This window comes from Halobellus captivus, assembly GCF_007655485.1.
Lineage (GTDB): Archaea > Halobacteriota > Halobacteria > Halobacteriales > Haloferacaceae > Haloquadratum > Haloquadratum captivum.
In genome coordinates, this window is sequence record NZ_VJXQ01000002.1 from 1 (window position 1) to 21047 (window position 21047).

General features: G+C 60.7%; 12 protein-coding genes, 1 tRNA gene, 3 rRNA genes and 1 pseudogene. 9 read left to right on the forward strand and 8 right to left on the reverse strand.

Annotation, left to right across the window (positions count from 1 at the left end; genetic code table 11):
- Positions 1–93: 93 nt before the first annotated feature.
- From rrf to FJT57_RS16930, 7 genes are all read right to left on the reverse strand, one after another.
- Positions 94–215: ribosomal RNA gene (gene rrf, locus FJT57_RS05365) — 5S ribosomal RNA — on the reverse strand.
- A 264-nt stretch (positions 216–479) separates the two neighbouring features.
- A 23S ribosomal RNA gene (locus FJT57_RS05370) occupies positions 480–3395 on the reverse strand.
- Positions 3396–3683: 288 nt separating this feature from the next.
- A tRNA-Ala gene (locus FJT57_RS05375) sits at positions 3684–3755 on the reverse strand.
- A 108-nt stretch (positions 3756–3863) separates the two neighbouring features.
- Positions 3864–5337: ribosomal RNA gene (locus FJT57_RS05380) — 16S ribosomal RNA — on the reverse strand.
- The 16S, 23S and 5S rRNA genes sit together here with 1 tRNA gene alongside, the layout of an rRNA operon.
- Before the next feature lie 547 nt (positions 5338–5884).
- Positions 5885–6391, reverse strand: coding sequence for an FKBP-type peptidyl-prolyl cis-trans isomerase (locus FJT57_RS05385; RefSeq protein WP_144902627.1), 507 nt, complete (start codon positions 6389–6391; stop codon positions 5885–5887).
- Positions 6388–7872: a sulfite oxidase gene (locus FJT57_RS05390; protein ID WP_203229113.1), complete on the reverse strand. Its 1485-nt coding sequence runs from the start codon at positions 7870–7872 to the stop codon at positions 6388–6390. The genes FJT57_RS05385 and FJT57_RS05390 overlap by 4 nt, the downstream gene beginning before the upstream one ends.
- Positions 7873–8005: 133 nt before the next feature.
- A complete protein-coding gene (locus FJT57_RS16930; protein WP_238993920.1) occupies positions 8006–8518 on the reverse strand; it encodes a plastocyanin/azurin family copper-binding protein in 513 nt (170 codons plus the stop codon).
- 318 nt (positions 8519–8836) lie between these two features.
- Here FJT57_RS16930 and FJT57_RS05400 point away from each other — a divergent pair, with 318 nt between their 5' ends.
- The 8 genes and pseudogenes from FJT57_RS05400 (at position 8837) to FJT57_RS05435 (ending at position 16733) form a co-directional block, all read left to right on the forward strand.
- Positions 8837–9574 carry a helix-turn-helix domain-containing protein gene (locus tag FJT57_RS05400; protein ID WP_144902630.1) on the forward strand — a complete coding sequence of 246 codons (738 nt, stop codon included), beginning with the start codon at positions 8837–8839 and terminating at the stop codon, positions 9572–9574.
- A 242-nt stretch (positions 9575–9816) separates the two neighbouring features.
- The gene (locus tag FJT57_RS05405; protein ID WP_144902635.1) at positions 9817–10377 is read left to right on the forward strand and encodes a TATA-box-binding protein; all 561 of its coding nucleotides are present in this window, start codon (positions 9817–9819) and stop codon (positions 10375–10377) included.
- A gap of 54 nt (positions 10378–10431) precedes the next feature.
- Entirely contained in the window at positions 10432–11208 is a 777-nt protein-coding gene (locus tag FJT57_RS05410; protein WP_203229114.1) for a helix-turn-helix transcriptional regulator, read from the forward strand.
- Positions 11209–11312: 104 nt separating this feature from the next.
- Entirely contained in the window at positions 11313–12464 is a 1152-nt protein-coding gene (locus FJT57_RS05415; RefSeq protein ID WP_144902638.1) for a Cdc6/Cdc18 family protein, read from the forward strand.
- Positions 12461–14029: an FGGY family carbohydrate kinase gene (locus tag FJT57_RS05420; protein ID WP_144902641.1), complete on the forward strand. Its 1569-nt coding sequence runs from the start codon at positions 12461–12463 to the stop codon at positions 14027–14029. Before FJT57_RS05415 ends, FJT57_RS05420 begins: the two co-directional genes overlap by 4 nt.
- Before the next feature lie 37 nt (positions 14030–14066).
- Positions 14067–14192: pseudogene (locus tag FJT57_RS16615) on the forward strand (ATP-binding cassette domain-containing protein); the annotation flags it as partial.
- Between the two features lie 146 nt (positions 14193–14338).
- On the forward strand, positions 14339–15682 hold the full coding sequence (locus tag FJT57_RS05430; protein ID WP_144902646.1) for an aminomethyltransferase family protein: 1344 nt from the start codon (positions 14339–14341) through the stop codon (positions 15680–15682).
- A 268-nt stretch (positions 15683–15950) separates the two neighbouring features.
- Positions 15951–16733, forward strand: a complete 783-nt coding sequence (locus tag FJT57_RS05435; RefSeq protein ID WP_144902648.1) for an HAD-IIA family hydrolase — start codon at positions 15951–15953, stop codon at positions 16731–16733.
- Between the two features lie 39 nt (positions 16734–16772).
- Here the strand turns inward: FJT57_RS05435 and FJT57_RS05440 are convergent, their stop codons facing one another.
- Entirely contained in the window at positions 16773–17975 is a 1203-nt protein-coding gene (locus FJT57_RS05440; protein WP_144902651.1) for a Cdc6/Cdc18 family protein, read from the reverse strand.
- 900 nt (positions 17976–18875) lie between these two features.
- On the opposite strand from FJT57_RS05440, the gene FJT57_RS05445 reads away from it, so the two are divergent.
- Positions 18876–21044, forward strand: coding sequence for a DEAD/DEAH box helicase (locus FJT57_RS05445; RefSeq protein WP_144902655.1), 2169 nt, complete (start codon positions 18876–18878; stop codon positions 21042–21044).
- Positions 21045–21047 lie beyond the last annotated feature (3 nt).

Consider the following 21047-nt stretch of genomic DNA (forward strand, 5'->3'; position numbering starts at 1 on the left):
AGAGACACCGCAACCCCTCCCGTTCGAAATACAAAGAGCCCACGAGACACCGTGTCTCGTGGGCTCTTCTGGGATGTGATATCTGGTATGAGTGGGTGGCGGCGAGTGTGTGTTCCCAGAGGATCGCTCACTCCAGTACTTGCGCACACGCTGGCAGGCTTAACTTCCGTGTTCGGGATGGGTACGGGTGGAACCCTGCCGCTGTGGCCGCCGTAATGCCGACTGATGGACTCGAACCACCTGTATCTTCCGGAGGAATTCTCCGTCCGGACGATACTGACCGTCGTCGGTCTGGCTCTGTTGCCGTTTCGGGCTTACTGTAGCCTTATTTGGCTTGTATACCGTTGTAGTGCGCGCAATCCAGTTTCCGCCTGAACCCGTTCTCACTCTCGGGTGAGTGTTGAACTTCTCAGGTGCGTCTTTTGACCTTTCTTCGATCACGATCCGTGTTGTGAGTTCCGACAGCACGATCTCGTGTATGAGTGTGGCTTCGGACTGTTAGTGCTCGCGGGCTTAACACTTCGTTGCCTCAGTGCGTACACCCCGAGTCTATCGAACTCGTCTTCTACGAGTGTCCTCGACGGTACTTCTTTTTGAGGTGGGTTTCGAGCTTAGATGCGTTCAGCTCTTACCCCGTGGTGCGTGGCTGCTCGGCATCTGCCCTTTCGGACAACCGATACACCAGCGGCACCCATTCGTAGTTCCTCTCGTACTATACGAACGTTCCTCTCAAGTACCATTACACCCCCAATAGATAGCAGCCGACCTGTCTCACGACGGTCTAAACCCAGCTCACGACCTCCTTTAATAGGCGAACAACCTCACCCTTGCCTGCTTCTGCACAGGCAGGATGGAGGGAACCGACATCGAGGTAGCAAGCCACCCGGTCGATATGTGCTCTTGCGGGTGACGACTCTGTTATCCCTAAGGTAGCTTTTCTGTCATCAACGGGCCCCATCCAGGAGCCTCGTTGGTTCGCTAGACCACGCTTTCGCGTCAGCGATCCTCGTTGGGAAGATCACTGTCAGACTTCCGTGTGCTCTTGCGCTCTTCTCCGGGTTTCCGACCCGGGTGAGGAAATCTTCGGGCGCGCTCGATATCTTTTCGAGCGCGTACCGCCCCAGTCAAACTGCCCGGCTACCGGTGTCCTCCGCCAGGAGTGAGAGTCGCAGTCACTAACGGGTAGTATTTCACTTGTGTCTGGGTGGCCCGCTGGCGCGGGTACCTCTGTAATGACTCCTACCTATGCTGCACATCAGCGACCACGTCTCAGCGACAGCCTGCAGTAAAGCTCTATAGGGTCTTCGCTTCCCCTTGGGGGTCTCCAGACTCCGCACTGGAACGTACAGTTCACCGGGCCCAGCGTTGGGACAGTGACGCTCTCGTTGATCCATTCATGCAAGCCGCTACTGAAGCGGCAAGGTACTACGCTACCTTAAGAGGGTCATAGTTACCCCCGCCGTTGACGGGTCCTTCGTCCTCTTGTACGAGGTGTTCAGATACCCGCACTGGGCAGGATTCAGTGACCGTACGAGTCCTTGCGGATTTGCGGTCACCTATGTTGTTACTAGACAGTCGGAGCGTCCGAGTCACTGCGACCTGCTCGATGAAAAGCAGGCATCCCTTCTTCCGAAGGTACGGGACTAACTTGCCGAATTCCCTAACGCCGGTTGTTCCCGACGGGCCTTGGCTTTCTCTGCCTGAGCACCTGTGTCGGATCTTGGTACGATCACCGTGCGTCTTTTCACGGGCTCTCGGTACCAGCAACTTGCGCTGTCTCGCGATTCGATCGCTTCGTGCCATTACGGCTTCCACGATGTTCCGCGATTCGACGAGGCGAAAGCCTCGCTTGCTGTTTCCCAAAGCGTCGACGTTACTGCACGGTGGCACTGGAATATTAACCAGTTTCCCTGTTGTCCTAGTCGAGTTACGGTAGGACTTAGGATCGGCTAACCCTCGGCTGATTGGCAGTGCCGAGGAACCCTTGCTCGTTAGGCCGTCGGGGTTCACACCCGACTCTCGCTGCTACTGTGACCAGGATTTTCGTTACTGTACGGTCCACACGAGTTCTCACCCGTGCTTCCGCCCGAACAGTACGCCAAGCCTACTAGATCGTCCGATGAAGGACGCTGCCAGGTCTCGGTGGTAGATTTGAGCCCCGATCATTTTGGGCGCCTCGAACCTCGGCCGGTAAGCTGTTACGCTTTTCTTAGAGGGTAGCTGCTTCTAAGCTCACCTCCCGGCTGTTTAGGGCTCGAGACCACCTTCGGTTGCACTTAATCTACACTTGGGGACCTTAACCCGGCTCTGGGTTGTCTCCCTCACGGTACACAGGCTTACCCCGCATACCGGATTCCCAACTTCTACGACGTCTGCAAGTTTGGAGTTTGACAGGAAGGCCGACTCCTCTCGGAGGCGGGACTTCCAATCGGTCGCTCTACCTCGCAGACTATCTCTGTTGAGGTCATGCTTCGACATGTTTCGGCTGGAACCAGCTGTTGCCGAGTTCGATGGGCCTTTCACCCCTACGCACGGGTCACGAGAGGGTATTGTAGGACACCAACTCTTGCAGGCCTCCACGCAGCTTTCGCCACGCTTCACCTTGCCCGCGCGTAGATCACTCGGTTTCGGGTCGCATCAGTATGACTCCCCGCGCTTGAACACGGCGGCCCTCGTCTCCGAAGAGACTGCGGCCATGTCGGTTTCCCTATGCCTGCCCGGATACTCCGGTTAGGCTTGCCATACGGATGCACTCCCTGGGTCGTTTTTCAAAACGCACGACGCGACATCGGCTTCCCCGGGTTTCTACTGGTGGATTGCTCCACGGTCGTTTCCCTGGGGACCTTGTATGCCCCGTCGTTCTATCACTGACTGAGTTCAGGCCCTATTGCACCGCCCTGTTCGGGGTGCTTTTCAGCGTTCGCTCACGCTACTTGTTCGCTATCGGTCTCGAGGAGTGTTGAGTCTTCGCAGTTGATGCCTGCGACATTCACGAGGGATATCCAACCCTCGATACTCTGGAGTTGGTCCGGGATCTTCGCGACTAAATACGGGGCTGTCACCCTGTATCGCACTCCGTTCCAGGAGATTTCTTCAGTCTTGAAGATCCGTTATGACCAGTCCGAACACCACATTTCCTTACGGATTCGGTTTGGACTGTGTCGCGTTCACTCGCGGTTACTTACGACATCGCGTTTGCTTTCTTTTCCTGCTCCTACTGAGATGTTTCAATTCGGAGCGTTCCCCATTGCGCGAAGCAATTGCGGGGGGATTCCCATTCGGAGATCCCGAGTTCTTTGTCTCCGTGCGACTCCCTCGGGCTTTTCGCAGCTTGGCACGTCCGTCTTCGGCTCTCGAGCCGAGCCATTCACCAGCCAGTACAGTAGCCAGTTTGTGTGTCGTCTGTCACTGTTTGGATTGTGATCTGTGACGTCCACGATTAGTTCGTTCTCGACACCGGAGTGTGAGAACGGGTTCAGTGGGCGTCTGGATTGCGCGCGTACAACGGTTGTCATTGAACGTCCGGTGGCGTCCGGAGCGTCCGTCGAACCCTTCCTATCCGCGCTTTCGCGGGATAGTGCATCAGTTCGTGTCCAATCCAGTCGAGTTGGTTGCCCCACTTAAGGGGCTCGTTTCGAGTGCCGCCGTGTGAGGCGGTCTCGTGCGTCGAGTGGATTGGGCGATGGACCCGCTGGGATTTGAACCCAGGGCGTCCTCCTTGCAAAGGAGGTGCTCTACCGCTGAGCTACGGGCCCGTGTTAGCCTTGGTGGTTCTTAGGTGCCTGTCTGGTGTGTGTGAGTTCTTGAACGGTGGACGCGATGAGTGAAAGTGAGCCAGGCGCGTCGGCCTGGTCTCGGTCGTTAGGAGGTGATCCAGCCGCAGATTCCCCTACGGCTACCTTGTTACGACTTAAGCCCCCTTGCGAAGCCCAGATTCGACTGTCGGTGAGACAGCCTCATCCGGACCTCACTCGGGTGCTTTGACGGGCGGTGTGTGCAAGGAGCAGGGACGTATTCACCGCATTCTTGTGAAATGCGATTACTACCGAATCCAGCTTCATGAGGGCGAGTTTCAGCCCTCAATCCGAACTACGATCAAGTTTCGGAGATTAGCGCCCTCTTTCGAGGTGGCAACCCATTGTCTTGACCATTGTAGCCCGCGTGTAGCCCAGCCCATTCGGGGCATACTGACCTACCGTTGCCCATTCCTTCCTCCAGTTTGGCACTGGCAGTCCTCATAATGTACCCAGCCAGTCGAAACTGCTGCTGGCAATTAGGAGTGTGGGTCTCGCTCGTTGCCTGACTTAACAGGACGCCTCACGGTACGAGCTGACGGCGGCCATGCACCTCCTCTCTACAGCATCGTGGCGAGGTCATCAACCTGACCGTCATTACTGTAGTCGGGGCTGGTGAGATGTCCGGCGTTGAGTCCAATTAAACCGCAGGCTCCTCCGGTTGTAGTGCTCCCCCGCCAATTCCTTTAAGTTTCATCCTTGCAGACGTACTTCCCAGGCGGTTCGCTTCTCGGCTTCCCTACGGCACAGCACAGGCGCGTAGCCTGTGCCACACCTAGCGAACATCGTTTACGGCTAGGACTACCCGGGTATCTAATCCGGTTCGAGACCCTAGCTTTCGTCCCTCACTGTCGGATCCGTCTTCTCGAGATGCTTTCGCCATCGGTGGTCCGTCCGGGATTACAGGATTTCACTCCTACCCCGGACGTACCTCTCGAGCCTTCCGGTCCCAAGCCCTGAAGTTTCCGCCGGACGCCCACACGTTGAGCGTGTGGATTTCCCGACGGACTTTCAGGGCCAGCTACGGACGCTTTAGGCCCAATAAGATTGGCCATCACTTGAGCTGCCGGTATTACCGCGGCGGCTGGCACCGGTCTTGCCCAGCTCTTATTCGTGTACCGCCCTACGGTACACAAAAGCGAGGACGATATGCCCTCGCACTCGGAGTCCCCTTATCGCACTGTCGTGCAGTGTAAAGGTTTCGCGCCTGCTGCGCCCCGTAGGGCCCGGAATCTTGTCTCAGATTCCGTCTCCGGGCTCTTGCTCTCACAACCCGTACCGATTATGGGCACGGTGGGCCGTTACCCCACCGTCTACCTAATCGGCCGCAGCCTCATCCTACAGCGCTAACGCGTTTGTGACTCTCGATATTCCAATATGAGAGTTGTATAACGAATTAGCCTCAGTTTCCCGAGGTTGTTCGTTTCTGTAGGGTAGATTGGCCACGTGTTACTGAGCTTTCCGCCACGAGTATGAACTCGTGCGACTAGCATGGCTAAATCGGACTCCGATAGCAATGGCCTCCGGCAGGATCAACCGGAATGGGTTCCCCCTTCAAAAGAAGGGGGAGGGCGGCGGGATTTCCACTCTATAAAGAGTGGAGATCACCAATCATTGCGTGGTCCGTTCAAGTGGTTCAGTAAACACCAGACAGGTGTCACCGAACCACCAAGGCTAACATCAGATCCCATCTATACGGCGGACCGCAGGGGTGGAATCCTCATTTCGTGTCCGACTTGAGCGAAACGGTGTACGGGTATAAACCCGTTGAATCCGTCCCGTCCCGCGGCCGATGCCGCGGGGGTCGGAGAGCGATCGCGTCCGGAGTTTAACCGGCCGCAGTCGCGTTGTGTTCTTCGCATTACTGGCTGATGGCCGGGTTGTACTTAACCCCGTTGATCCCGAACGGTTTTCGAAAAATCGTGGAAGATATGTGTGATCGTCTAACAACAGCACGTGTCAGTGAGAAATACTGAACGAATGACCACCAGGCCCGACAGCGCTACGGCTGCTCAGCCAGCCACGACGACGGGGATACCATCCCCATAGAGATCGGATAGAGGCGGCGTGTTCTCGCACGTGCGCGAGTGCTATTCGGACTCGATCTCCTGTTCAGTGATTCCGGCGTGCGATTCGAGGACCTTGATATCGAAGGACACGCGTTGCCCGGCGAGTTCGTGATTAAAGTTGATAGTAACCTGATTGTCACTAACTCGGGTGATCCAGCCCACGTCGCCGAGTCCGCTTTCAACGAGTTCGCCCGGTTCTGCAGTGGCGTGGCTCCGTGCTTCGAGCTCGTCGCGAGGGACCGTGATAATCGCGTCCTCGTCGACGGTTCCGTAGGCGTCCTCGGGATCGAGAACGATCATCGTGGATTCGCCCGGCGACATTCCTCGGACGGCCTCATCGATTCCGGGGAGGACCGATGATTCGCCGACTCGGAACTCCAACGGCTTGAAATCGCGGTGGTCGTGGTAGACTCCTGTTTCGAGCGCGACATCGACGTCCGTCGTCTCGAACACCTCGCCCGATTCGGGGCCGTCGACGAGTCGCCCCGTCAGGTGCACGATCGCGATGTGGCCAGGTTCGATGCTCATTGCTCCTCCACCGTGCACGTGACCGCGAGCGATTCGTACGCGTTTTCGCCGTAGCCACCCTGATTCCAGGGGTACATATCGTTCTCAATACCACGGATCTGGTCTTCGGGGGCAGAGATAGTCGCCGGCTGGGCGTATCCCCGCTCGTCAGTCGCCCGTGAGGCGAGCATATGTTCGCCCGGTTCGGGATTCTCCCAAACGTATCGGAACTGCCGCCAGCCCGTCGCCTCGCCGACCGGCCCGAAGAACTCGGCATCTCCCCAGGTTTCGCCACCGTCCGTCGAGACCTCGACTGACTCGACGGCGTCGTCGCCAGCCCACGCGACGCCGATGACCTCGATAGTACCCGACGGCGACGGTGTCACGGTCTGTTCTTCGCCGGGATACGCGATGATAGATTTCTCGACCTGGTCGTACATATACGCATTGCGGATCTCGTCGGTCCGCTCCATCTGTTCGCGCGTGTCGTACACCGGGATGTCTTCGTAGTGTTCGGCCCGGGTATCCTCCTCGGGGACGACCCGGTAGGAGTACTGCTGCCAGTGTGTGTAGGTCCGCTGACCGTCTTCGGGGGCACCAGGCTCCTCCCACTCGTCGCCGATGACCATCGTCTCCATCACGTGCATTCGGTTGACCCACTTGATGTTGTTACAGCCGAACCATCCGGGAACGAGCAGCCGAACCGGGAACCCGTGATCGGAAGCGAGCGGGGCACCGTTCATATTGTACGCCAGGAGGGTGTCGTCCATCACTTTCTCCATCGGAATCGAGCGGGTGAACACGTCCTCACCCTCGGGATGCTCCCCGCCCATCACTGTTAGGAAGTAGCCGTCGCTCGTCTCTGCGCCGTAGTACTCCAGAATTTCCGAGACGGGAGTGCCGGTCCAGACGGTGTTGCCGACGGCACCGAAAGTCCACTGATTACCGCCGACCTGCGGCTCGAAGTACGAGCGGCCGTTTCCGGCGCACTGCATCGTGTGCGTAATCGACTCGGTCGAGAAGGAGCGTTTGATCTCCTCCATCGAGAGGTCGATCTCGCTGTCGACGAGTCCAGTCAGGGAGACGGCCCATTCGGACTCCTCGATATCCGGGGTCGGATAGTGATTCCGAATGTAGTGCTCCTCGCGGGGCGTGATGTAATCGCCGTAGGTCGCACGTTCCGCTGCTTCAGCGTTTTCGGGCTCCGGTGAGAGGATGCGAAGCCCGGGATACCGCTCGGCGAGCGAGGGCTGTTCAGGCTCGGCTGTTTCCGTCTCGGTCTCCGTCTCTGTCGCCGTCGGCTCGGGCTGCGAAGTCGGCGTCGGTGCCTCAGTATCCGTCTCAGTCGCGGTCCCCTCTTCCGTCGTCCCGCCGCAGCCAGCGAGGACACCGACTCCGGCTACCGACCCAGAGAGCATCAAAAACCGCCGTCGTGCCAGGAATCGGTCTCGGATCGAATCGCCGTCGCCACGGCTCGAATCGCGCTGGTCCTGTTGTGACATACGTAGATGTATCGTGCTATCGGCGATGAAATGTCGCTTGTTCCACACCAACTGCGTTAGAGAGAGCCGAATGGTCACCGGGGAGCCATAGGCGAACTGTTCGTCGCACCAGACCACGGTCGGGGGACTGCGACTACTCGGAGACGATCACCGTTCCGACCATTCCCTGTCCGGCGTGCGGTGTGCAGACGTAGACGTACGTGCCTGCGACCGTGAACGTGTGCTCGAAGACCTCGTCGACGTCCATAATGGCGAAGTGCTGGTCGCCTTCGTAGGATGTGAACGGCTCGACGCCTTCCGGATTCTCGCACTTCGGCGACGCATCCGGATGGCTCGTGACGTTGTGACCCGGACTGAGCGCCTCCCATCGAACGGTATCGCCGACGCTGATCTCCACCGTCTCGGGGACGAAGCGAAGCCGACCCTCCGGCCCGACCGCGACTTCAGTGATACCCGTTTCCGGGGTCGACGTTTGCGTCGGGGTGTCAGTGAGAGTTGCCGTGGATGTCGCTGTCGCCGTTGATGTTGCTGTCGCCGTGGTCGTCTCTTCTTCTCCCTCGTTCGTCGGCGCTCCAGAACAGCCCGCGAGGAGGTAACCGACCGCGAGGCACCCGGCTGTTCGGAGGTAATCACGTCGTAACGGCATCACTCACTTCAAACGATCGGTCGCCAAGAGGATATATCCTGAATTGGCGAGGACTAACTTCGCCGTGCGGTGCGGTGGGAGCGCAGCGGTCGTCGGTCTGTCTCACCGCGAAATCGATCAGAGAGACGGTCGTGATCGAGGACGGCAGCCCCGCCGAGAACGGATCTCCCCATAACCGAGACGGCTCGTCGGAGTCAGGTAACTGGAGGTTTCCACGTGAACCTCGGCTATAACAAAGCCGTTCAGGTACAACAGTCGTCCGGGGACAATGAGAGCCCACGAACGGGCAGAACGTAACGAAACGGTATATGAGAATCTATGCGTGAACTGACTATCGAACTCCATTACGACGAGGGAATCGATCCAGTGATGGACGTGTGTATCGAGGCCCCGAGCGTGTGTGCGGAGTCGATCGCGAGTTGTGTCCAGCGGGATCAGCTGTGGCACATCGAACGGTTCGGTGGCCCCTCACAGCGGCTGGACCAGATCGAGGCAGTCAGGCTCGATGACGAGGAGGATCGAGAGCGAATGACCGAGACGGAGTGCGGAGCGGCCCGCGAGCACGAGGTGATCGAACGCTCTCCGACAACACTGGCGGTCTACACGTTCGTGACGCGCCTGCACACCAGTAACTCCGTGTTGGCGCTCGCGGCCCGCCACCTCGATCACGGCATCGTGTTCCAATCCCGACGGCGGGGGTGCGTCCACCGCTGGCGCTGTCTGCTGCGCTCCGAGGAGAACGTCGACGTGTTCTACGGTTCGGTCGAGGACCACCTTCGGGACGGGATCTCGATGAGTATGCAGCGACTCGGAACCGTCCAGCAGGTGGACTACGACTCGCTTGCGGCCGTCTCGATCCCACGGAAGCAACGCGAAACGCTCTGGGCGGCCATCGAACGCGGATACTACGAGACGCCCCGCGGGATCACAATCGATAAACTCGCAGACAGACTCGGCAGTCCCCCATCAACAGTCTCCTACCGGCTTCGTCAGGCCGAAGCTTGCCTCGCGAAGGGCTACTTTCACCGGTTCAGAGACCCGGGAGACGTGACGTGAATCCCGATCAGATGCAACATGATATCGAACGAACGTGACGTGGTACCAACCGATAGGAGCGGTTGCAACTGGTTGCTCACTCGATCGAAGCCGTCGTGCGATCGGCTGAGCGAAAACGTGCAAACGCGACGAGAGTCTCCGAGGCCGATGTGACTCTGACAGATCCTACCTTATCGACCACTCGCGTCCTCCCTATTTATAACGGGGCTTTATAAGGGAGGGCGAAGATAGTCCGACAGAGTATGAGTGCGCCCGCAGATTCAATCGAGATCCAAAACGTAGTCGCATCGACCGGTATCGGCCAAGAGCTCGACCTCGAAGCCCTCGCCGAGGACCTCCCCGGAGCGGACTTCAACCCGGACAACTTCCCGGGGCTCGTCTATCGGACGCAGGAGCCGAAGGCCGCAGCGCTCATTTTCCGCTCGGGTAAGATCGTGTGTACGGGCGCAAAGAGTATCGACGACGTCCACGAGGCGCTCGGCATCATCTTCGATAAGCTCCGCGGACTGAGCATCCCCGTCGACGAGGACCCAGAGATCACCGTCCAGAACATCGTCTCCAGCGCGGACCTCGGTCACAACCTGAATCTGAACGCGCTCGCGATCGGTCTCGGCCTCGAAGACGTCGAGTACGAACCCGAGCAGTTCCCCGGTCTCGTCTACCGAATGGATGAGCCGGAGGTCGTCATTCTGCTGTTCGGCTCCGGAAAGATCGTCATCACCGGCGGCAAGCGGACCGACGACGCGAAGACGGCGGTCGAAGAGATCGTCAAGCGGATCGACGACCTGGGCCTCCTCGGCTGAGTGCGGAGTCACCTTCGACAGGCTAATAGCAGCGGAGCGGGACGGTTTGAAGGGATGAACGCGCGGGACGACATCGCGTTTTTGGCCGGATCAGCGACCCGAATCGAGATCCTTCGAGCGTTGCGAACGGGGACCACTCGACCGAGCGAACTGGCCGAGCGGTGTGAGTGCGCCAGAGAGACCGCACAGCGAGCGGTCGGTGCGTTCGTCGAACGGGGCTGGGCGGAGAAGATCTCCACCGAGGAAGGATATTCTCTCACGCACGCGGGCGAGTTTGTCGCCGACAGCTACGACACGTTCGAGCGGTGTATGGTCGTCTCGAATCAATTTCGGACGCTCCTCGAAAATCTGGGAACGGCCACCGACGAGATCGATTGCGACACGCTCGCGGAGGCGACGTACACCGAAGCGACCGCGGAGGACCCGCACGCGCCGCTGGACCGATTTCTCTCCGTCGTCGGTGACGCGCCCGTCGAAGAGTTCTACGGAATCACCCCGATCGTGAGCCGGGTGTTCAATCGGGCCGCAAACCGCGTGATCGGCGACGAGACGGTCGTCGAGTTGATCGTCGACCGCGACGTGCTCACTGCGTCGGCCCAAGAGTACCCCGAGGCGCTCGAGCGCGCCGAGGAACTCGGCGGGTTCACCCTCTACGTTTCCAGGGAGCCGCTCGAGTTCGGACTGCTGCTCGTCGACGGCCACGCGTACCTCGGCGCGTACGACGAGCACGGGAACCTCGTCGCGAGCGCTGACGGGACAGGCGACGAGTTCGTCTCGTGGGCCGAGGGCACGTTCGACGACGTTCGGAGCCGGACGGATGCTTGGCCGTGAAACGCGGCCGTTCACGGATATCACGGACGGCTCGACGAACACGAGATCAGCAAAAAGAGTTTTACGGCCACTCTCCCGTATACTGCATAACTCACGGGAGCTGTATGGACCTAACAGAACGCATCGAACGTCGGCGTACTCGGCGGAGCAAGAACGAACTGGTTGTCGATCGCGACTCGCTGAACCCCGCTGTGCATCTCTCGGAACCCGTGGGAAGAGAGACGCTGTTCGAGGCGCTACTGAACGCGATCGACCCGCTTTTCGACCGATCCGTTCCGCCAAACGTCTACGTCTGGGGGCCGCGAGGGTCCGGCAAATCAGCGATCGTGACCGCATTAATCTCGGCGCTCGACGCGGAGGTGACCGCGAGCAATCCCTTCTACACCGCGACGCGGGGCGGGACCGACCGTCCCGACGTGCAGTTCGTCTACTTGGACGGGCGGCGGGCGACGAGTCGGTTTCAACTGTACCGACAGCTCCTCGACAATCTGCTCGTGGAAACGATCCCCGAGCGAGGGGTGAGTACCGACGCGCTCAGAGAGCGGATCGCCGGAGTGACCGACGCCAACGAGACCGTCCTCGTCGCCGTCGATCACCTCGGCGAGCGAGGAACGGTCGATCTCGCCGATCTCTACTCGTTCTTCGAACCGTTCGGGGACCTCGCGTGGATCGGTGTCGGTCGGACGCCTCCCGAGGACCTCTCGCTGCCGATTCCGGAGCAGCAGATCCACGTTCCCGCCTACACCTACGAACTCGTCGATATCCTCACTGTTCGCGGCTCTCGCGGACTATCGCAGACGCTCGATCACGTCCACGCCCAGCAGATCGCCGACTGGGCCGACGGCGACGCTCACGACGCGTTGGCCGCGCTGTTCGTCGCGGCGATTAACGCCGAGGCAGACGACGCAACGCGGCTCCGGGACGAAGATGTCGACATCGGTACCGCGTCCGTTCCGACGGCAGGTATCCCGGTCGGGACGGTGCTCGCTCTCTCGGACAACGAGCAGCGTGTGGTCGCACACCTCGTTGAACTCTCGTTGGATAGTGAGGTCACGATCGAAGCCGCGGCCGAAAAGATCGCCGATCGAACGGATCTGACCGGCGGGACGGTCAAGCGACTCCTATACGAACTGGCACAGCGTGGCGTACTCGAACGGTGCGAAGTGACCGTCGGTCCGCAGGCGACCGGCCGCCGTCCCAGCGGGGTCGAGCTGAATTTCTCAGAACGGTTATTCGCAGCGTTGCGAAACGAATGACCGACGAGACCTACATCGGAGCGCTCGATCAAGGGACCAGTGGGACCCGGTTCGTGGTGTTCAACGCGGCAGGAGAATTGATCTCGGCGGCGTTCACCGCCCACCACCAGCGGGCCACACCGCCGGACAGGATCGAGTACGATCCGTTGAAACTGTGGGGGTGTGCAACCGACGCGATCCGCCGGGGACTCGCCCGAGGCGACGTCGACTCCGAACAGTTGCGGACGCTCGGAATTTCGAGTCAGCGTCAGACGGTGCTCCTCTGGGACGCTGAGTCCGGTCGTCCGGTCACCCGCGCGCTCAGTTGGCGTGACCGCAGGACTGCGGCGCAGATCCGCGCACTCGACGCTGCGGAAAAACAACTCATCAGAGAACGGACGGGACTGGAACCAGACCCATACTTCGCCGCCCCGAACGCCACGTGGCTCCTTGACAACGGAGGCGAGCAGTGCAGCAGTGTCAGTCGCTCGGTCAGAGGGACCCCACATCACGGGGGGATAGCTGGTGGCGACTCGCTCCGCGACCGGGCGGCCGATGGCGAGGTGCTACTCGGGACTGTCGACGCGTGGTTGCTCTACAACTTCACCGGTACGCATGCGACCGACGTCACCAACGCCGCACAGACGATGCTGTTCGACATCCGCGAGCGTGAGTGGGACGACGATCTGCTGGATCTGTTCGACGTGCCGCGTGCAGCGCTGCCGACGGTTCACGCCTCCAGCGACCCCGACGGGTTCGGGATGACTGACCCCGACGGAATTCTCAACGCGGCGATCCCGGTGACGGGTGTTATGGGTGACCAGCAGGCGGCATTGCTCGGGCGCGTCGCCCGTGGGGACGCCGACGCGAAAGTCACCTACGGGACGGGTAACTTCTTCCTGCAGAACACGGGACCCGAACCGATCGACGCCGACGGGGAGCTGTTGACGACGATCTGGTTTCAGCGCGCCGGAGAGGATCCCCATTACGGGCTGGAAGGACCGGTTTTCGCCACCGGGGCCGTCTTGGAGTGGCTCCAAGAGATCGGGTTGCTCGAAGACGCCGGTGGGTTCGACCACGGGGACCGAACCGGCCAGCCGGGGACGGGACAGTTCGTACCCGCCTTCGGCGGGCTGGGCGCTCCGTATTGGATGCCCGACGCCCGGGGCGGGATGTTCGGGCTGCACAGGGATGTCGGCAGCGAGGACGTGGTTCGAGCGGCCATGGAGGCGATCGCTTTCGGGACGCGGGCCGTGGTAGATGCCGCCGAGGACGCGACGGGTGTCGAACACGACCGCCTGCTCGTCGACGGCGGTGCGATCCAAGACGACGTGTTCGCACAGTGTCAGGCCGATCTCATCGACCGCCCGCTCGTTCGATCGGACGTAACGCAAACGGCCGCACTCGGCGCGTGCTTCGCGGCGGGACTCGCAGTAGAGGTTTGGGATGGCCTCGACGACATCGATGCCTGCCGTCCAACCGGTCGGACCTTTAGGCCGTCGGGTGACAGTGACGTCATCGCCGACGCCTACCGGGACTGGCGAGAAGTTGTCGAGGCGGTCGCAAGCGTCTATCAATCTCGGTGACGGTCCCGCCGAAGTGGTGTACTACAGCGTGGGCAAAGGAGAACGCAGAGAGCGCGCGTACGAACTGCTCGAACTGCTCGATATCGAAGAGTTGGCCGATAGAGATCCGCAAACCCTATCGGGCGGTCAACAACAGCGCGTGGGGTTAGCGCGGGCACTGGCGATAGATATCGAGCCTGAGTCCGTCCATATCGTCGAATCGAAGGAGTGAGTCAGCGACGACTCACCAGTCGTCTCCGCCCAAAATTTTATTCACGCTACCCGTGGTATGAGTAATTTTTAAGGCAGACTCTCGAGAACGTGTGGGGTATGGTCGAAAAGAATCTCGAAGCGGCCCTCCAATCCGCTGACAACCCTGCTGAACTACTGCGAAAGAACCGCGGACGTCATCCGTACCCGGTAGCCTCAGAGCATACGAACTGGATCGAAGAAGTGCGCAGTTGGCGGGAGACGTGCAGTCTCTCCGATCTCTCGCACCATCAGAAGGACCTGTACGTCGAAGGTCCGGAAGCACTCGACGTCTTCGAGGACCTCGGCGTCAACGACTTCGACGGCTTCGGCCCCGGACAGGCCAAGCAGTTCGTCGCGTGCAACCCCAACGGGAATCTGATCGGAGACGCCATTCTGTTTTATCTCGGAGAGAACGAGCTGAAACTCACCGGGACGCCGGTCGCACCTAACTGGGTCGAGTACAACCTCGAACGCGGGGACTACGACGCGACGGTCCACGCCGACGAGCGCTATCACGACAAGGACGAACCGCACGATACGTTCAGATATCAGCTGCAAGGACCAAACGCGCTCGACGTGATGCGCGACGCCGTCGAAGGAGAGATTCCGGACATCCCGTTCTTCAACTTCGACGAGATGACGATCGCTGGCGTCGATGTGCGGGCGTTGAAGCATTCGATGGCCTCGAACGTTGGCTTCGAGATCTGGGGGCCGTGGGAAGAGCACGAAACCGTCCGAGACGCGCTCGTGGGCGCGGGCGAACCCCACGGACTCAGAGAGCTCGGCGAGAAGAGTTACAAGGCCCAGGGTGCCGAAAAGGGGTGGATCGCGCGTCCACTACCGGCCATCTTCGGCGAGGGGATGCGCGAGTACCGCGAGTGGCTCGACGCCGACGGGTACGAAGCGATCAGTACGCTCGGCGGGAGTTTCGATCCGGACGACATCTCGGAGTACTACTTGAACCCGATCGAGTTGGGTTATGAGCGGTTCATCGACTTCGACCACGACTTCGTCGGCCGCGAAGCGCTCTCCTCGATGGTGGAGGAACCCCAGCGGCGGAAAGTGACCCTCGTTTGGGACGATGCGGACGTCCTAGAACTGTTTGCGTCGCTTCTCCGAGAGGGAGAGACGTACAAGTACTTCGACCTCTCGATGCCGTACTGGGCGGTTTTTCACTACGACGAGGTGCTGAAAGACGGGGAAAACGCTGGTGTTTCGAAGTACTTCGGATACACGTACAACGAGCGATCTGTCCTCTCGTTGGCGGTCGTCGAACCGGAGTACGCCGATCCCGGTACCGAAGTAACGCTCGTGTGGGGGGAACCCGGTGGCGACTCGGAGAATCCCAAAGTCGAACCACACGTGCAAACGGAGATAACGGCGACCGTGGCACCGAATCCGTACGTCGACGCGAGTCGATGAGATGTGCCGGGGAACAGCAATCGTGGAACAATCTCATAGGTATTTACTAATGCAAACCAAATCGTTCGTAAATAACGCTGGTCGTCGAAGGCAGGAGCTCCGATGAGTGGAGTCAAGCGGGGTCGGTGGCGTCGCAGAGTGGACGGAGGCGGAAGCCCACCTCGAAGTCGACGGAGGCGGAAGCCCACCTCGAAGTCCACCGTGGCGAAAGTCCATCCGAAGTCGACCGTGGCGACAGTCCACCCGAAGTCGACGGAGGCGAGAAGCGATGCGTGAAGCCTACGAAGCGGCGATCTTGGATCTCGACGGGACAGTCTATCTCGGGGAGGGGCTCATCGACGGAGCCGACAAAAGTATCGAGACACTCCGAGAGCGACTCGGAACGGTGCTATTCCTGACGAACAAGGCGATCTCACGCCGTCAGGATTACAGCGAAAAACTCCAGCGACTGGGTGTCGAGACCAGTGTCGACGACGTGATCAACTCGGGATGGGTGACGGCCCAGTACGTCCGAGACCACTACCCCGACGCGGAAGCCTACGTCGTGGGCGAATCGCCGTTGGTAGAGGAGTTCCGCGACGCAGGAGTCACGACGACGGACGCCCCCGGTGACCTATTGGTCGCCTCAATGGACAGACAGTTCGATTACGAGAAACTCGACGTCGCGATGCGAACGCTCGACGGCGGCGCACCGTTTCTGGCGACCAACCCAGACAGGACCTGTCCGACCGAGAACGGGGAGATTCCCGACGCCGCCGGAATGATCGGCGCGATCGAGGGCGTGACCGGGCGGACGGTCGACGAGATCCTCGGAAAGCCCTCCCCGCGGATGGTCGAGACCGCGCTCGACGTCGTCGGCGTCGAGCCGGAAGCGTGTCTGATGGTCGGTGACCGGATCGAAACCGACATTCGAATGGGCGAACGCGCCGGAATGACGACCGTGCTGGTGCTCTCGGGGGTAACCGACAGAGAGACGATCGAGGAAGTCGACGTCGAACCCGATTACGTCCTCGAATCGATCGCCGATATCGACGACGTGCTCCGCGGGTAAGATCGCTCCCGACGAAGAGGTCGCTTTCAGCGAGACAGACTAGGCGACGTCCTCGCCGAGGACGTCTCTGACGACCTGCGGGTCTTCAAGCAGTTGGTGCTTCGTGTAACTCCCCTCGGCGCTCCCGCCGCTGTGTTTCGACTGCTCGATGATGTCGAGGAACGCGTGCTCTTTGAGGAGGTCGCGAACGCGGCGAAGCGAAAGCGTGTCCGATCCCTGTCCGTTGCAGATGTTCTCGTAGACCTCGTAGACGCGACTCGTGCGGAAGCCCTCCTGACGATCGCTGGATAGAGAGAGAATCGCGAGCGCCTGCAGGACGTAGCGTGAGTGGGGCGTCGACCCGCGGATGAGCTCGCGGAATCGGTCCGTTTCGGCGCGTTCGCGGGCCTGCGTGACGAACTCCTCGCGAACGGTCTGCGCCCCCGTCGACTGCGCGATCTCGCCCGCGTACCGGAGGATGTCGATCGCCTTTCTGGCGTCGCCGTGTTCCCGTGCGGCGAGAGCGGCCGCGCGTGGGATAGTCGAGGCGTCGAGGACGCCGTCGCGGAAGGCGTCCGACCGCGCGTCCATAATGTCTCGGAGCTGGTTCGCGTCGTACGGCGGGAAGACGAACTCCCGCTCACAGAGGCTGGATTTCACCCGTTCGTCCATCCGGTCTTTGTACTGGATCTTGTTGCTGATCCCGATGACCCCGAGTTTGCACTGGTCGATCTTCCCGGCTTCACCGGCCCGAGAGAGTTGCATCAGGATGTCGTCGTCAGAGAGCTTGTCGATCTCGTCGAGGAGAATGAGGACGACGTCGTACTGGGCGTCGAGGATGCGCCACAACCGCTTGTAGTACGTCGACGTGCTGAGTCCCTTGTCCGGGACTTTGATCCCGGTCACCTCCGGTTCGTTGACGCTGTCCGCGATCGTCTGGACGGCCTGCGTCTCGGTGGTGTCCTGCGCGCAGTCGACGTAGGCGAACGTCGCGGTCACGTCCTCCTCGCCCGCGGTGTCGACGAGACGCTGGGAGACGTACTTCGCACAGAGGGACTTTCCCGTGCCGGTCTTCCCGTAGATGAGCACGTTGCTCGGGCTCTGACCGAAGATCGCGGGGTTGACGGCGGCAGCGAGATCCGATATTTCGTCGTCGCGACCGACGATTCGACCCTCACCGGGGAGATGATTGATCTCGAGTAACTCCTTGTTAGCGAAGATGGGATCCTCCCGGGTGAAGAGGTCGTCGCTGGTGTCCGGCATACTACAGGACACCGGGTTTCCGGTGAAATACGTTGTTATTCAGCGCGAGTCGGGAGGGAGTCGCAGCCGAGTGGTAGAACCCACTCGTGGTGGGTTGAGTCGGGGGAGACAGAGCGGGCACACACCGGGTTTCCGATGAAATGGGACAGTCGGGGGTGGGGTCGTGACGAAACGGAGGTTAGTTCACCGGAAACGTGGTGTGGTCTCCCGTGACGATCCGGTTCTTAGCCCGAATTCCCGGGGACGAAAACGGCTCTTCAACAAACAGATAGGGAGAAAGGACAGGTGAAACGGTACGAATAACACGGGAGACCGGCAGAGGCGCCACGCGGAACCGATCCCGGAAACACGTCGTTGAATCGGGTGACGGCTTCAGTGGGTCTTTTCACCTCCAGTAAGGTCGATGACTTTCCTTCACTAGCGTGCGAGTGACTCAATGAACGGTAACGAAGATGTAGTATAAATTTGTTTCTTTTCAGAGGACAGAATACGCATCTCGGTATGAGATGTTTCCGAATACGGCACCGGTGTGTACGGCGTATTTCACCGGAAACTCGGTGTCCGAGACTTCGAGATCGCGAACGGTCCGACAGCAATATGGGATCGATTTCCGATCCGTGTTCGATCGCTCTCTGGCAACACAACTGGATTCGACTTTCCGAATTTTCACCGGAAACCCGGTGTGTTCACGCCTCCAGTGTGCTCGTGGAATTTCTGTATTCGAATCCAGCACTGAACGCTCGCCCACCCGCGCCACCGAAAACAGCTTTCACCGGAAACACGGTGTGCCTACACCAGATCTGATAACTCTCCCGAGGGCACTCGATACCCCTGAACGGCCCGGGTCCCGATCGGCGAGTAGTCGCAAGCGGTTTCCCGGTCGGTACCGTTGCTGGAACAATGACGAACGAGGAGGGTACTGCCGATTCATCGTCTCGCGGACCCACCGGGACCGATGACGCCCTCGACCGGTCCGAACGGCGCGACGACAGTAGCGACAGCAAGCCGAGAGATAGCGTCGACCTCGAACGGTTCCGCGACGTCTTGGAAGCCGAAGGTCGTCCCGTCGTCACTGCATCCGAAGTCGCCCGTCGATTGGGAACGGCACAGGCCGATGCGGCCAACGACCTCGATTCTCTCACGGCAGACGGTGCGCTCACCCGCGTGAACGTCGAGACCGACCCCGTAGTCTACTTTCCGAGCGAGTGGAACGAGTTGGCCGAGCGCGAGCGCATCGTCGTCTTTCCCGAACGTCGCGAGGTGATCGTCGACCGACCGACGCAGTACACCCGTGCGCAGCTCTCGCAGTTCGCCCACCTCGTCGATTCGACGGGGCGTCGGGAGCGCACCACCGCGGACCGGGAGACGAACACCCGCGGGTACATTTACGAGATCAGGCAGGAAGACATCTGGCAGGCCCCGTTCGACAACGTCGAGGAGTTGCTCTCGCTGATGCGATCGGTGCTTCCCCGACGGACTCCGAAGCTCGAAGAGTGGGTCGAGTCGCAGTGGAAGCGAGCGAACCGATTTCGGCTGTTCACCCACGAAGACGGCTACGTGGTCCTCGAAAGCGCCTCCGAGAGCCTGATGGGGAACGTCGCCCGGCAGAAACTCGACGAGGAACAACTAGTCGCGCCGATCTCGGACACGCAGAGTTGGGTCCGTGACGGCGCGGAGGCCGTGATCAAGCGCACGCTGTACGAAGCAGGCTACCCCGTCATCGACGACCGCGATCTCGACGCGGGGGACCCGCTCGACGTCGAACTGACCGTCGATCTCCGCGACTACCAGTGCGACTGGGTCGACCGGTTTATCGAGCAGCGCTCTGGCGTCCTCGTCGGCCCCTCCGGCGCGGGCAAGACGGTGACGGCGATCGGCACGCTCGCGGCCGTGGGCGGCGAGACGCTCGTGCTCGTTCCCTCGCGTGAACTCGCCTCGCAGTGGCGCGAGGAACTCCTCCGGCACACGACGCTTTCGCCCGAGCAGATCGGCGAGTACCACGGCGGGACGAAGGAGATCAGGCCGGTGACGATCGCGACGTACCAGACGGCGGGGATGGACCGCCACCGATCGCTGTTCGACTCGCGGGCGTGGGGGCTCATCGTCTACGACGAAGTGCATCACATCCCGTCGCGGATCTACCGCCGAAGCGCCGATCTCCAGGCGAAGCACCGGCTCGGACTGTCGGCGACGCCCGTTCGTGAGGACGACAGGGAACGGGAGATTTTCACGCTCATCGGCCCGCCGATCGGGACCGACTGGTCGAAGCTCTTCGAGGCGGGGTACGTCCAGGAACCCGAGGTGCAGATCCGGTACCTCGCGTGGTCCGACGAGTTCGCGCGCAACGAGTGGGCGAGCGCGGACGGTCGGGACAAACACCGGATCGCCGCCGAGAACCCCCAGAAGATTGAGGAGACGCGCCGACTGCTCGACGCCCACCCGAACGAGAAGGCGCTCGTCTTCGTCGACTGGCTCGATCAGGGCGAGGCGTTGGCCGACGCGTTGGACGTGCCGTTCGTCAGCGGTGAGATGGCGCACCACCGTCGCGAGCGCGTGTTCGAGTCGTTTCGCGAGGGCGATCTCAACACGATCGTGATCTCTCGGGTCGGCGACGAGGGTATCGACCTTCCGAGCGCCGAACTGGCTATCGTCGTCTCCGGGCTCGGCGGCTCTCGACGGCAGGGCGCCCAGCGCGCCGGACGGACGATGCGGCCCGCCGGTGGCTCGCGCGTCTACGTCCTCGCGACGCACGGGACTTCCGAAGAGGACTTCGCGCAGCGACAGATGCGACACCTCGCGGCGAAGGGCGTTCGCGTGACTGAGGCCGATCAATCAGCCACGGATAACGCGGCCGACAGCGCCAGCGGAACCGCCGAGGACCCCGAAGTTACCGGAGACGCCGAAGATGCCGGAGACGCCGAAGGTGTCGAGGACGCCGCGGAACGCTCGAAAAGATCCGAATCGGCACCGTCCACAGAAGTTGTACCAGACGAGGACGACACACCGGAGGTATCAGACGAGGACGACACACCGAATGAGACAACCGTAGACGACATACCGGAGGAGTGACCC

Bases quoted from the DNA above. Each gene is read 5' to 3' on its own strand.
- FJT57_RS05385 (WP_144902627.1), bottom strand. From the start codon at position 6,391: ATGAGCATCGAACCTGGCCACATCGCGATCGTGCACCTGACGGGGCGA.
- FJT57_RS05390 (WP_203229113.1), bottom strand. From the start codon at position 7,872: ATGTCACAACAGGACCAGCGCGATTCGAGCCGTGGCGACGGCGATTCG.
- FJT57_RS16930 (WP_238993920.1), bottom strand. From the start codon at position 8,518: ATGCCGTTACGACGTGATTACCTCCGAACAGCCGGGTGCCTCGCGGTC.
- FJT57_RS05400 (WP_144902630.1), top strand. From the start codon at position 8,837: ATGCGTGAACTGACTATCGAACTCCATTACGACGAGGGAATCGATCCA.
- FJT57_RS05405 (WP_144902635.1), top strand. From the start codon at position 9,817: ATGAGTGCGCCCGCAGATTCAATCGAGATCCAAAACGTAGTCGCATCG.
- FJT57_RS05410 (WP_203229114.1), top strand. From the start codon at position 10,432: ATGAACGCGCGGGACGACATCGCGTTTTTGGCCGGATCAGCGACCCGA.
- FJT57_RS05415 (WP_144902638.1), top strand. From the start codon at position 11,313: ATGGACCTAACAGAACGCATCGAACGTCGGCGTACTCGGCGGAGCAAG.
- FJT57_RS05420 (WP_144902641.1), top strand. From the start codon at position 12,461: ATGACCGACGAGACCTACATCGGAGCGCTCGATCAAGGGACCAGTGGG.
- FJT57_RS05430 (WP_144902646.1), top strand. From the start codon at position 14,339: ATGGTCGAAAAGAATCTCGAAGCGGCCCTCCAATCCGCTGACAACCCT.
- FJT57_RS05435 (WP_144902648.1), top strand. From the start codon at position 15,951: ATGCGTGAAGCCTACGAAGCGGCGATCTTGGATCTCGACGGGACAGTC.
- FJT57_RS05440 (WP_144902651.1), bottom strand. From the start codon at position 17,975: ATGCCGGACACCAGCGACGACCTCTTCACCCGGGAGGATCCCATCTTC.
- FJT57_RS05445 (WP_144902655.1), top strand. From the start codon at position 18,876: ATGACGAACGAGGAGGGTACTGCCGATTCATCGTCTCGCGGACCCACC.